This window comes from Rhizobacter sp. (assembly GCF_031412495.1).
Taxonomy (GTDB): Bacteria; Pseudomonadota; Gammaproteobacteria; order Burkholderiales; family Burkholderiaceae_C; genus Schlegelella_A.
In genome coordinates this window covers 1-11,341 of record NZ_JANODC010000487.1, presented here as the reverse complement: position 1 = coordinate 11,341, position 11,341 = coordinate 1, and the positions used below count along the sequence as shown (strand labels likewise).

The 11,341-nt window shown below is 70.6% G+C and carries 12 protein-coding genes; 7 read left to right on the top strand and 5 right to left on the bottom strand.

Annotation, left to right across the window (positions count from 1 at the left end):
- From AC30N0_RS18320 to AC30N0_RS18310, 3 genes are all read right to left on the bottom strand, one after another.
- Positions 1–542: carbohydrate ABC transporter permease (locus AC30N0_RS18320; RefSeq protein ID WP_489519323.1), on the bottom strand; the 542-nt coding region annotated here is incomplete at its 3' end.
- Positions 543–596: 54 nt separating this feature from the next.
- Positions 597–1,934 carry an ABC transporter substrate-binding protein gene (locus AC30N0_RS18315; RefSeq protein WP_489519322.1) on the bottom strand — a complete coding sequence of 446 codons (1,338 nt, stop codon included), beginning with the start codon at positions 1,932–1,934 and terminating at the stop codon, positions 597–599.
- 62 nt (positions 1,935–1,996) lie between these two features.
- Positions 1,997–3,070: an ABC transporter ATP-binding protein gene (locus AC30N0_RS18310; RefSeq protein ID WP_489519321.1), complete on the bottom strand. Its 1,074-nt coding sequence runs from the start codon at positions 3,068–3,070 to the stop codon at positions 1,997–1,999.
- 148 nt (positions 3,071–3,218) lie between these two features.
- Between AC30N0_RS18310 and AC30N0_RS18305 the strand changes: the two genes are divergently transcribed.
- The 7 genes from AC30N0_RS18305 to AC30N0_RS18275 all read left to right on the top strand — a co-directional run bounded on the left by AC30N0_RS18305 (position 3,219) and on the right by AC30N0_RS18275 (position 8,885).
- Complete coding sequence (locus tag AC30N0_RS18305; protein ID WP_489519320.1) at positions 3,219–3,974, top strand: FadR/GntR family transcriptional regulator; 756 nt, start codon at positions 3,219–3,221, stop codon at positions 3,972–3,974.
- A 20-nt stretch (positions 3,975–3,994) separates the two neighbouring features.
- Complete coding sequence (gene denD, locus AC30N0_RS18300; RefSeq protein WP_489519319.1) at positions 3,995–5,032, top strand: D-erythronate dehydrogenase; 1,038 nt, start codon at positions 3,995–3,997, stop codon at positions 5,030–5,032.
- On the top strand, positions 5,029–5,781 hold the full coding sequence (locus AC30N0_RS18295) for an SDR family NAD(P)-dependent oxidoreductase (protein WP_489519318.1): 753 nt from the start codon (positions 5,029–5,031) through the stop codon (positions 5,779–5,781). Before denD ends, AC30N0_RS18295 begins: the two co-directional genes overlap by 4 nt.
- 65 nt (positions 5,782–5,846) lie before the next feature.
- Entirely contained in the window at positions 5,847–6,416 is a 570-nt protein-coding gene (locus tag AC30N0_RS18290; RefSeq protein WP_489519317.1) for a superoxide dismutase family protein, read from the top strand.
- Between the two features lie 15 nt (positions 6,417–6,431).
- Positions 6,432–7,139 (top strand): phosphatase PAP2 family protein, encoded by a 708-nt coding sequence (locus tag AC30N0_RS18285; RefSeq protein ID WP_489519316.1) that lies wholly within the window; start codon positions 6,432–6,434, stop codon positions 7,137–7,139.
- Positions 7,136–8,065: a diacylglycerol/lipid kinase family protein gene (locus tag AC30N0_RS18280; RefSeq protein ID WP_489519315.1), complete on the top strand. Its 930-nt coding sequence runs from the start codon at positions 7,136–7,138 to the stop codon at positions 8,063–8,065. The genes AC30N0_RS18285 and AC30N0_RS18280 overlap by 4 nt, the downstream gene beginning before the upstream one ends.
- Before the next feature lie 10 nt (positions 8,066–8,075).
- Positions 8,076–8,885, top strand: coding sequence for a metallophosphoesterase family protein (locus AC30N0_RS18275; RefSeq protein ID WP_489519314.1), 810 nt, complete (start codon positions 8,076–8,078; stop codon positions 8,883–8,885).
- Between the two features lie 12 nt (positions 8,886–8,897).
- Here the strand turns inward: AC30N0_RS18275 and AC30N0_RS18270 are convergent, their stop codons facing one another.
- Both AC30N0_RS18270 and AC30N0_RS18265 read right to left on the bottom strand, forming a co-directional pair.
- On the bottom strand, positions 8,898–10,613 hold the full coding sequence (locus tag AC30N0_RS18270) for a long-chain fatty acid--CoA ligase (RefSeq protein ID WP_489519313.1): 1,716 nt from the start codon (positions 10,611–10,613) through the stop codon (positions 8,898–8,900).
- A gap of 29 nt (positions 10,614–10,642) precedes the next feature.
- On the bottom strand, positions 10,643–11,242 hold the full coding sequence (locus AC30N0_RS18265; RefSeq protein ID WP_489519312.1) for a hypothetical protein: 600 nt from the start codon (positions 11,240–11,242) through the stop codon (positions 10,643–10,645).
- Positions 11,243–11,341: the final 99 nt, after the last annotated feature.

Here is an 11,341-nt window from a genome sequence, read left to right as displayed (position 1 = left end):
AGCAGCGTGATCGCCACGAAGGGGATGCCGCGCCAGACGTTGGCGCCGATCACCGAGAGCCGCGCATTCCAGGGGTCGCCGAGGAAGTCGATGTAGGTGTCGATCCAGCCCATCTTCACCAGGATCCAGCTGATGATCGAGAATTGGGCGTCGAAGATCCACCAGAAGGCGATCGCCGACAGGGCCGTCGGCACGATGTAGGGCAGGAGGATGATGGCCCGGAAGAAGCTCTTGAAGCGGATGTTGCGGTTGAGCAGCAGGGCCAGCCAGAGACCGAGCACGAACTTCAGGATGCTCGCCACGAAGGTGTAGAAGAGCGTGTTGAACAGGGCCAGGCGCGTCACCGCGTCGCCCCACAGGTATTCGTAATTCTCGAGGCCGATCCATTGGCCGGCGCGGCCCACCTTGGCATCGGTGAAGCCCAGCCACACGCCGAGCCCGAGCGGGTAGGTCAGGAACAGCAGCAGCAGCACGGTCGCCGGCAGCATGAAGATCACGCCCAGCGCGTTGCGGTTGTTCTGGAGTCGTTCGACGAAAGTCATGGGAGCGGCAAAAAGGGCCGCCGCGCGAAGGCGCGGCGGCCCGGGACGACAGACTCAGACGCGGTAGTAGCGTTCGGCGCGCTTCTGCGCCCGCTCCATCGCTTCCTTCGGCGTCTTCGAACCGCTGATGGCCTCGGCCACCATGTTGACGACGATGAAGTCGGCAGCTGCACCGGCAGACGCGTAGCCCAGCTTGCCCGCGAAGCCGGCCGGACGCAGGTTCTTCACGGGGTCGCGGTACGGGGTGTGCTTCGGATCCGAGGTCCAGATCGGCAGGTTGGCGTAGCCGGCGAGCGGCGTGGCGATGTACGCGCCGGCGCCGGTCAGCCAGGCACCGAACTGCTCCTGTTCCATCATGAAGCGCAGGAACTCCTTGGCGGCCTGCGGGTACTTCGTGTACTTCATGACCATCTGGTTGAAGAACAGGTGCGACTCGGTCGGTACGCCGACCGGCCCGATCGGGTAGGACGCGTGCTGGATGTCGGGCTGCAACTCCTTGACCTTGGGATCGGTGGAGGTCTTGGTCGCGTAGTAGATCGAGATGCCGTTGTTGGTGAGCGCGATCTGGCCATCGAGGAAGGCCTTGTTGTTGTTCGGGTCCAGCCAGGACAGCGTGCCCGGGATGAAGGTGGCGTAGAGCTCCTTGCCGTATTCGAGCGCCTTCAGGGTCTCGGGGCTGTCGATGACGACCTTGTTGTTCTGGTCGACGAGCTTGCCGCCGAAAGCCCAGATCAGCCAGTTGCACCAGAGACCGTCGCCGGTGGCGTTACCGAGCGCCAGGCCGCCCGGCGTGCCCTTCTCCTTCAGGGCCTTCATCAGCCGGAGGAAGCCGTCGGTGTCCTTCGGAAACTCGTTGAAACCGGCTGCCTTCACCATGCTGTCGCGGTACACGATCATCGCGCCGGCGGCGCCGAGCGGCAGGCCGATCCACTTCTTGCCGTCCGGCTTCAGGAAGGCCTGTCCGGCCGGGTACCAGCCGCCGTACTTCTTGCCGATGTACTCGGCCACGTCGGTGACGTCGAGCAGCTTGTCCGGATAGAGGTTGGCGTCGTCGTTGGTCGACAGGATGATGTCGGGGCCGGCACCGGTGTTGGCAGCGACGGCCGCCTTCGGGCGCACGTCCTCCCAGCCCTCGTTGTCGACGCGCACCGGAATGCCGGTCTTCTCGGTGAAGCGCTTGACGTTTGCCATGTAGGCGTCGATGTCGCCCTGCACGAAGCGGCTCCAGCGCAGGACGCGCAGCGAGGCACCCTTTTCCGGCTTCAGGGTCAGCGTCTGCGCGTGGGCGAGCGGCGCGAACATCGCCGTGCCCGTGCCGAGCCCCGCCACCGCGGCGGCGCTGGCCGTGCCTTCGAGGAACTTGCGGCGGTTGAAGGGAATGTGGTCGCTCATCGTGGTCTCCTGACTGTGAGTTTATTGATGCGGGAAGGAACGGGCTCTCGCAGGGTGCCGGTTCAGGCGGCGAGCCGCTGGCCGCTGCCGGCGTCGAACAGGTGTGCTCGCTGCAGGTCGGGGAGCAGGTGGATGGTGCTGCCGGGCGCGAAGTCGTGCCGCTCGCGAAAGACGGCCGACATCTCGGTGCTGCCGTGACGGAGCGCGACGAAGGTGTCGGCGCCGGTCGGCTCCATGACGACGACGCGCGTCGCGATGCCGCCTTCGCTGGCGAGGGTGAGGTGCTCCGGACGCGTTCCGAGGACGACCGGCTGGCCGTCGATGCCGCCGGAGCCGGCGGGCGCGGCCAGGCGGCTGCCGTCGGCGAGCTCGAGGCGCGAGCCGCTGCCGTCGCGGCGCAGCGTCGCCGGGACGAAGTTCATCGCCGGCGAGCCGATGAAGCCGGCGACGAAGACGTTCGACGGAAAATCGTAGAGCTCGAGCGGCGAGCCGATCTGCTCGATGCGGCCGTCCTTCATGACCACGATGCGGTCGCCCATGGTCATCGCCTCGATCTGGTCGTGCGTCACGTAGATCGAGGTCGTCTGCAGGCGCTGGTGCAGTTCCTTGATCTCGCCGCGCATGGCCACGCGCAGCTTCGCGTCGAGGTTGGACAGCGGCTCGTCGAAGAGGAAGACCTGCGGGTCGCGGACGATGGCGCGGCCCATGGCGACGCGCTGGCGCTGGCCGCCCGAGAGCTGGCGCGGGTAGCGGTCGAGCAGGGCCGTGAGGGCCAGGATCTCCGCCGCGCGCCCGACCTTGGTATCGATCGTCGCCTTGTCCTTCTTGGCGAGCATGAGCGAGAACGCCAGGTTCTCGCGCACCGTCATGTGCGGGTAGAGCGCGTAGTTCTGGAACACCATGGCGATGTCCCGCTCCTTCGGCGGCACGTCGTTGACGCGCCGGGTGCCGATGCGGATCTCGCCGCCGGAGATCTCCTCGAGGCCCGCGATCATGCGCAGCAGCGTCGACTTGCCGCAGCCGGAGGGGCCGACGAGCACGGTGAACGAGCCGTCGGCGATGTCGATGTCGACGCCGTGCAGGACGGCGGTCTCGCCGAAGCTCTTGCGGACTCCTTGGATCGTGACACTGGCCATCGGGGTTGCGGGTCCGGCGTTCGGGCCAGACGGAGGCTGGGCGGTTCCGCCCGGATGGCGCGAAGTATCGACAGCCGCACGGGCCGCCGCCATGAGGGCAAACCGGTAGAGCCACCCGGGTCGCAATTCGTATGATGACCCGACCACCATGCTGACCCGCCCCGGTGCCGCCTCGCGTTCCGAGGCCGCGCCCGACCCTCTTCCTCTCCTTCCCGAGCGGCTCTCCGACAGGCTGGCCGCCCGCCTGGGCGAGCAGATCGACGCCGGCTCGCTGCGCCCGGGCGACCGCCTTCCCACGGAAGAGCGGCTCGCTGCCGCGCACGGCGTCTCCCGCACCGTCGTCCGCGAAGCGGTGCACCAGCTGAAGTCGCGCGGCCTGCTCCGTTCGCGCCAGGGCTCGGGCGTTTACGTCACGGCGGCGCCGCCGAACGACGCCCTCACGCTCGACCTCTCGCTCATCCGCTCCGTCGACGACGTGCTGCGCATCCGCGAGGTGCGGCGGGCGCTCGAGGCCGAGACGGCGGCGCTGGCCGCCGAGCGGCGCAGCCGCGCCCAGGTGATCGCCTTGCGCCGCGCCTTGCGCGCCATCGACCGCAGCGCCGCCGAGCAGCGCGACGGGGTCGAGGAGGACCTCGCCTTCCATCGCCTGCTCGCCGATGCCGCCGGCAACCCGCACTTCGGCCGCCTGCTCGAGTTCCTCGAGCAGTACACGACCGAGTCGATGCGGGTCACCCGGCGCAACGACGCGACGCGGGCCGACTTCATCGACGCGGTGCGGATCGAGCACGCCGCCATCGTCGACGCCATCGACGCAGGCGACCCGGCACTGGCCCGGCGCCGCGCCATCCAGCACATGCGCGGCGGCGATCGCCGCCTGCGCACGGCCGGGCCGCTGCTGGCCTAGCCTTCAACCAGGAGCACGACATGAAGATCCTGATCACCGGCGGCGGCGGATTCATCGGCTCGCGCCTCGCGAGCGCCCTTCTTGAACGCGGCACCCTCGGCGGGCGCCGCATCGAGCAGCTGGTCCTCGCCGACCAGGTCGCGGCCCGGCCGGAACTGACGGCCGACGCGCGCGTCGAGGCCCGCGTCGGTGCCCTCGCCAGCCAGTGCGAGGCGCTCGGCCGCGACGGCTTCGATGGTGTATTCCACCTGGCTTCGGCGGTGTCCGGCGAGTGCGAGGCCGACTTCGATCTCGGCCTGCGCTCGAACCTCGACACGACGCGCGCCCTCCTCGACGCGCTGCGCGCGGCGACCGGCCGCGGCACGCCGGCGCCGCGCTTCGTGTTCTCCAGCTCGGTCGCCGTCTTCGGCCCCGACCCGTCGGTGCCCTTGCCGGCGCTCGTCGGCGACGACACCCTGCCCGCGCCGAAAACCTCCTACGGCACGCACAAGCTCATGTGCGAGCATCTCATCGCCGATTACTCGCGCAAGGGCTTCGTCGACGGCCGCTCGGCCCGGCTGATGACCGTCACCGTGCGACCCGGCCGTCCGAACGGCGCCGCCTCCTCGTTCTTCTCCGGCATCGTGCGCGAGCCGCTGGCCGGCATCGAGGCGATCTGCCCGGTCACGCCCGACGTGTCGCACCCGCTCACGTCGGCGGCGCGCACCGTCGAAGGCCTGATCGCGATCTACGAGGCGAGCGTCGAACAGCTCGGCGGCCGTCTGGCGCTCAACCTGCCGGCGGTCAACGCCACCGTGGCGCAGATGCTCGACGCACTCGAGGCCGTCGCCGGCCGCGAGGTGCGCCAGCGCGTGCGCTTCGTGCGCGACGAGACGATCTCGAACATCGTCGCCAACTGGCCGCGCGGCTCGACGGCGGCCCGCGCCGCTCGCCTCGGGCTGAAGCCGGACCGTGATTTCGCCGACATCATTCGCCAGTACATCGCCGATTGCCGCGCCGCCCCCGGCGCCGGCGACGCGTTGCGAGGGCTGGCTTCAGCACAGGAGAACAAGGCATGAACAAGATCGATCTGCAGGGCCGCGTCGCGGTCATCACCGGCGGAGCGCAGGGCATCGGCTATGCCATCGCCGAACGGATGCTGGGCTCCGGGGCGACGGTGGTCCTCTGGGACGTCGACGCCGGCAAGCTCGCCGAGGCGAAGGGCTCGCTCGACGGCCAGGGCAAGGTCATCACCGATGTCGTCGAGCTGACGCGAGAGAGCGACGTCGCTGCCGCCACGGAGCGCGTGATCGGCGCGGCGAAGAAGATCGACATCCTGGTCAACAACGCCGGCATCACCGGCGGCAACGGCACGACGTGGGAGCTCGAGCCCGACGTCTGGCGCCGCGTCATCGAGGTGAACCTGGTCGCCCCCTACTTGGTCTGCCGCGCGGTCGTGCCGCACATGGTCGCGGCGAAGTACGGCCGCATCGTCAACATCGCCTCGGTGGCCGGCAAGGAAGGCAACCCGAACGCATCGCACTACAGCGCCTCCAAGGCGGGCGTGATCGCGCTCACCAAGTCGCTCGGCAAGGAGCTCGCGAGCAAGGGCGTGATCGTCAACGCCGTCACCCCGGCGGCAGCGAAGACGGTGATGTTCGCGACGATGACGCAGCAGCACATCGACTTCATGCTGTCGAAGATCCCGATGGGCCGCTTCCTCGAGGTCTCCGAAGCGGCCGCGATGGTCGCCTGGCTGTCGTCGGAGGATTGCTCCTTCTCGACCGGCTCGGTGTTCGACCTCTCGGGCGGCCGGGCCACGTACTGAAGCGCCTGCGTGAAGGGACGGCGGCCGCCGAATATCATCGTTCGATCAACTTCCCCGGGTCACGCATGAAGACGCTCCTCGCCCTGGCGGCACCGCTGTCGCTGTTCCTCCTCGGCGCGTGCGCCTCGCCGTCGCCGCCCGGGCCGTACGTGGTCGCCACCTTGCAGCCGACGCGCGACAGCAGCACCGCCGGCAGCGTCTGGTTCGTGCAGGACGGGACCGGGCTGCAGGTGGTGGGGCGCGTCAGCGGCCTGAAGCCGAACCAGGAGCACGGCTTCCACGTGCACGAGAAGGGCGACTGCTCGAGCGGCGACGGGATGAGCGCCGGCGGCCATTTCAACCCGACGGGCAAGCCGCACGGGCGGCCCGGCGCCGAGCACCACGCCGGCGACCTGCCGTCGCTGAAGGCGGACGCGACCGGCCGCGCCGTCTTCCGCGTCCGCATCCCCGGCAATGTCCTCGCATCCGGCCCCGGCGACTTTGCCGGAAAGGCCGTCATCGTCCACGCCATGCCGGACGACTACACGACCCAGCCCACGGGCAATTCCGGCGCACGCCTGGCCTGTGGCGTGATCGCCTCGTCGCCCGGGCAGGACGCGAGCGGGCGCACGGTTCCGCTGCCCACCGACCTCTGAGCACGGCGCGGCGCGATGCCGCTGATCACCGCGCCGCCCACGGCGGGAGCCCGGCTGACGCTTCAGCTGGGTGCGTCGGCCGTCCTGATGCTGGTGGCCGCGACCCTCTTCGGCATCGTGGCCGAAGACGTGGTGTCGGGCGACCGCATCACGGTGCTCGACGCCGAGATCGCCCGCTGGCTGCGCGATCGCGCGACGCCGCCGCTCACGACGGCGATGCTGGTCGTCACGCATCTGCACTCGACCCTGGCGATCGGCATCTACAGCGGCCTTGCCGCCGCCGTGATGGCCTGGCGACGGCAGTGGCATAGGGTGGCGACCCTGGTCGTCTGCATCGGCGGCGGCCTGGCGCTCAACGTCCTGATGAAGCATGCGTTCCAGCGCGGCCGCCCGGTCCTCGAGGAGCCCCTGCTCACCTTGTCGACCTACAGCTTCCCGAGCGGTCACGCCGCCGGGAGCACGCTCGCGTACGGGCTCCTCGTGGTGTTCTTCTTTCGCCGCAGCCGCAGCGTGGCCGGGCGCGTGCTGGCCGTCGCCGGCGCCGGCATGGCGATTGCCGTCGTGGCGTTCACACGCCTGTACCTCGGCGTCCACTACCTGAGCGACGTCATCGCCGGTTTCCTCGAAGGCGTGGCGTGGCTCGCACTCTGCCTCAGCGCCCTCGCCGAATTCCGTCGGCGGCGCCGGGCAGGGCCCGACCGCCAAGTGCCCACGCCGCGATGACCCACCTGCCGAGCCGAACCCGTCGCATCGTCGTCATCCTCAACGCCGGCTCCGGGCAAGGACGAGGCGAGGCGCTCGCGGAGCGCGTCGGGCGTGCCTTCGCGGCCAGCGGCGCCACGGCCGATGTCCTGCTCGTCCACGGCGGCGAGGAGATCGAGTCGGCACTCCAGGCGACGCTCGCCCGATCGCCCGACGTGATCGTCGCCGGTGGCGGCGACGGCACCGTCAGCGCGGTAGCGGCGGCGCTCGTCGACCGCGACATCGCCCTCGGCGTCCTTCCCCTCGGCACGCTCAACCACTTCGCCAAGGACTTCGGCCTGCCCCTCGAGGTGGAGGCAGCGGTGGCGCACGTGGTCGGCGGCGAGCCGGTGCGGGTCGACGTCGGCGAGGTCAACGGCCGCGTCTTCGTCAACAACTCGAGCCTCGGCCTGTACCCCGATATCGTGCGCGACCGGGAGCGGCAGCAGAAGCGGCTCGGCCGCGGCAAGTGGCTGGCGCTGCTGCGGGCCTCGGTCTCGGCCTTTCGGCGCTACCCGTTCATGGACGTCCGGCTGTCGGTCGACGGCCAGGAGCAGCGCTGGCGGACGCCGTTCGTCTTCATCGGCAACAACGAGTACCGGATGGAGGGCTTCGCCATCGGCGAGCGCGAGGGCCTGCACGACGGGCTGCTCAGCCTGTACGTCGCGCAGCGGCCCGGGCGGGCGCGCCTGCTCCTGCTCGCAGTGCGCGCTCTCCTCGGCCGGCTCCTGCAGGCGCGCGACTTCGCCGCCATGAGCGCCGCCGAGGTCGTGGTCGAGAGCCGGCACCACCGTTTGCGTGTCGCCACGGACGGCGAGGTGACCGTGATGACGCCACCCCTGACGTACCGCATCCGACGCGCCAGCCTGGGCGTGATGCGCGCCACGCCGCCGTCGGCAGCGGCATAGAAAGCCGGCGATGCGTACCCTGGTCCATCTCTCCGACCTGCACTTCGGCCGCACCGACCCGGCCGTGGTCGCGGCGCTGCCGGGCACGGTGGCGTCGATCCGCCCGCACGTGGTCGTCGTCTCGGGCGACCTCACCCAGCGGGCCAAGGCGGGCGAGTTCAGGCAGGCCCGCGCCTTCCTCGACACCTTGCCGGGGCCGCAGATCGTCGTGCCGGGCAACCACGACGTGCCGCTCTACCGCATCTGGGAGCGCTTCCTGAGCCCGCTGGGAAAGTACCTGCGCCACATCCAGCGCGACCTCCACCCCTGCTTCATCGACGACGAGATCGCCGTGCTCGGCGTCAACACGGCACGCTCGCTCACCTTCAAGGGCGGTCGCATCAACGAAGAGCAGATGCGCGCCATCCATCGTCGCTTCGACCCCTTGCCGGAGCACCTGACGAAGATCGTCGTCACGCACCATCCGTTCGACCTGCCCGACGAGCCGGAGGACGCCAAGCTCGTCGGCCGGGCCAGGAAGGCCTTGCAGGTGTTCGCCGATTGCGGCGTCGACCTGCTCCTGGCCGGCCACTTCCACGCCACGCAGTCCGGCGGCACCTCGGACCGCGACGGGCTGCCGGGCTATTCGGCGCTGGTCGTGCAGGCCGGCACGGCGACCTCGACGCGCGGTCGCGGCGAGTCGAATTCCTTCAACGTCGTCCGGGTCGACGGCGCGGTCGTCGATGTTGAGACGTGGTCCTGGCAGGCCGAGAAGAGCGCCTTCGAGACAGGCGCGGTGGAGCGCTTCAGCCGCGACGGCGCCCGCTGGGTCGAGCGCTGAGAGCCGGCCCCGTCAGCCGGCGCCTTCCTGGTCCTGCAGCAGGCGCCACATGACCTTGCCCGAGCCCGACTTCGGCAGCGCGTCGACGAACTGCACGATCCTGGGCACCTTGTAGGCGGCCATGTTCTCGCGCGACCAGGCGACGATGTCCTCGGCGCTGGTCCGGCCCCTGGCGGCCTCGCGCAGGACGACGATGGCCTTGACCGTCTCGCCGCGGTAGGCGTCGCGGGCGGCGATGATGCAGGCCTCCTGCACCGCCGGGTGCCGGTACAGGAGCATCTCCACCTCGGCCGGCCAGACCTTGAAGCCGCTCGCGTTGATCATCCGCTTCAGCCGATCGGTCATGAAGAAGTAGCCTTCCTCGTCCATCCGGCCGAGGTCGCCGGTGCGAAAGAACCGGCGGCCCTCGAACTGGACGAAGGCGGCCTCGGTGGCTTCCGGGTGGCGCCAGTAGCCAGTGAAGACCATCGGGCCGCGGGTGATGATCTCGCCCACCTCGCCGGGCGGCAGCTCCTCGAGCGTGAGCGGGTCGACGACGCGGGAATCGACGCCGTAGATCGGGATGCCGAGGCATTGCAGCTTGGCGCGCTCCGGAGGGTTGGCGTGGCTCGGCGCCGCCGTCTCGGTGAGGCCGTAGCCCTCGGCGAAGGTAAGGCCGAACTCGTCCTGCAGGCGCTGCGCCACCGCCTGCGGCATGGCCGCGCCGCCGCCGCCGATGCTGCGCAGGCTCGACAGGTCGAAGCTCTTGTAGTTGGGGCTGCCGAAGAGGTCGATCACCATCGTCGGGATGCAGGTCCAGTGGCTGATCCGGTGCTGCGAGATCAGCCGCCCGGCGAGCTCACGCTCCCATCGCGGCATCAGCACGACGCTGGCGCCGGCGTACACGGAGCCGAGGACGCTGTAGACCATGCCCGTGATGTGGAACATCGGCACGACCCCGAGCACCACCGGCTCGGCGCCGCCGCCGTAGCTCCACGGCCCGCCGATGGCGTTGTGCATCAGCGTGCGGTGCGTGTGCATGCAGCCCTTGGGCAGCCCGGTCGTCCCCGAGGTGTAGGGCAGGAGCGCCAGATCGTCGGGGCGGGCGATGTGCGGGCCCGGCACCAGCCCTTCGGCCAGCGCGTCGTTCCAGCGCGTGCAGCCGGCGGGCAGCGGCGTCTCCGATCGCAGCCAAGCGTCCATCGCCGGCGGCGGCGCGTCCCCCGGCTCGATGTCGCCCTCCGGCATCGCATCGGTGTAGCGCGTGACCAGCACGTGGCGGACACGTTCGGCCTCCGGCAAGGCGGCGTTCGCGGCGGCGACGATGGGCGCGAGGTCGGCGCCGCAGATCACGACCTTGGTCGAGGGGTCGGTGATGTAGTGCTTGAACTCCTCGACCCGGTTCATCGGGTTCACGGGAACGACCACCGCATTGGCGCGCAGCACGGCGTAGAGCGCGGTCGGGAACTGCGGGCAGTTCTGCATGAACACGGCGACACGGTCGCCGGCCTCGACGCCGACCTCCTGCAGCCAGCCGGCGAGCGCCTCGGCCTGGCGGCGCATCTCGCGGTAGGTGAGCGGTCGGCCGAAGAAACGGTAGGCCGCCCGCTCGGGAAAGCGTGTCGCCGAGACCTCGAGGTTGAACCAGAGCGAGGTCTCGGGTGCCACGAGCGCGCGCGGCAGGCGCCGGGGCCAGACCGAGAAGTGCGGCCGGTCCACCGGCACGGAAAAGTCTTCCTGGGTTTCCACGGCAGCTCCCGTGCGGATCGACGATGCGGTCAGCGATTCTCGCGGAAGGCCTTGCGGGCGAGGATGCTCACGCATTCGGGCGTCTGCCTGAAACGCGGTTCCTCGCAGCGCTCGTCCATGCAGACCGCCAGGGCGATGAAGCGGCGCTTGCCGCAGGCTTCGCGCGCCGAGCCGGGCGCGAACGCCGTCTCGGCCGCGGGTGCCGGAGCCGGCGGGGCTGCATCGCGCGGGCCCTGCCCGTAGGGGCGCGGAGGCTCGTTGCCGTAGGCCGGCGGCACCGGGGCGCCGCCATAGCCGGCCGCCGGCTGCCGGGCCGCCGGCACGGGGGTCGCCGGGTTGTTCGCGTCGGCTGTCGCCGTCGGCACCGGTCGACCTGCCGGACGAGGCACGGGCCCGCTCGCCGCGACCCCGGGCGAGGTCGGGCCGGCGAGCACCGGTCGGTTCGCCGGCGCCAGCGCGTTGCCGGGATCCTTCGCCGGCGGCGTGGCGGCACGGGCCTGGCTCGCCGCCGAGCGCCCGGGTGCGCTCGCGGCCGGCACAGCAGGCGCTGCGCCCGTGCGGAGGGCGGCGTCGGGGCGCGTCGCGCTCTCGATCGGCAGGGCGGGCGCGAGCGCCGGTCTTGCTGCCACAGGCGGTGTCGCTGTCGCTATCGGTGTCGTCGGTGTCAGTGTCGGCTGTGTCGGTGTAGCCGGCCGCACCGGCGCCGGAACCGCGGCTGCCTGCGGCGC

Coding starts and splice junctions, on each gene's coding strand:
- AC30N0_RS18315 (WP_489519322.1), bottom strand. CDS start 1,934: ATGAGCGACCACATTCCCTTCAACCGCCGCAAGTTCCTCGAAGGCACG.
- AC30N0_RS18310 (WP_489519321.1), bottom strand. CDS start 3,070: ATGGCCAGTGTCACGATCCAAGGAGTCCGCAAGAGCTTCGGCGAGACC.
- AC30N0_RS18305 (WP_489519320.1), top strand. CDS start 3,219: ATGCTGACCCGCCCCGGTGCCGCCTCGCGTTCCGAGGCCGCGCCCGAC.
- denD (WP_489519319.1), top strand. CDS start 3,995: ATGAAGATCCTGATCACCGGCGGCGGCGGATTCATCGGCTCGCGCCTC.
- AC30N0_RS18295 (WP_489519318.1), top strand. CDS start 5,029: ATGAACAAGATCGATCTGCAGGGCCGCGTCGCGGTCATCACCGGCGGA.
- AC30N0_RS18290 (WP_489519317.1), top strand. CDS start 5,847: ATGAAGACGCTCCTCGCCCTGGCGGCACCGCTGTCGCTGTTCCTCCTC.
- AC30N0_RS18285 (WP_489519316.1), top strand. CDS start 6,432: ATGCCGCTGATCACCGCGCCGCCCACGGCGGGAGCCCGGCTGACGCTT.
- AC30N0_RS18280 (WP_489519315.1), top strand. CDS start 7,136: ATGACCCACCTGCCGAGCCGAACCCGTCGCATCGTCGTCATCCTCAAC.
- AC30N0_RS18275 (WP_489519314.1), top strand. CDS start 8,076: ATGCGTACCCTGGTCCATCTCTCCGACCTGCACTTCGGCCGCACCGAC.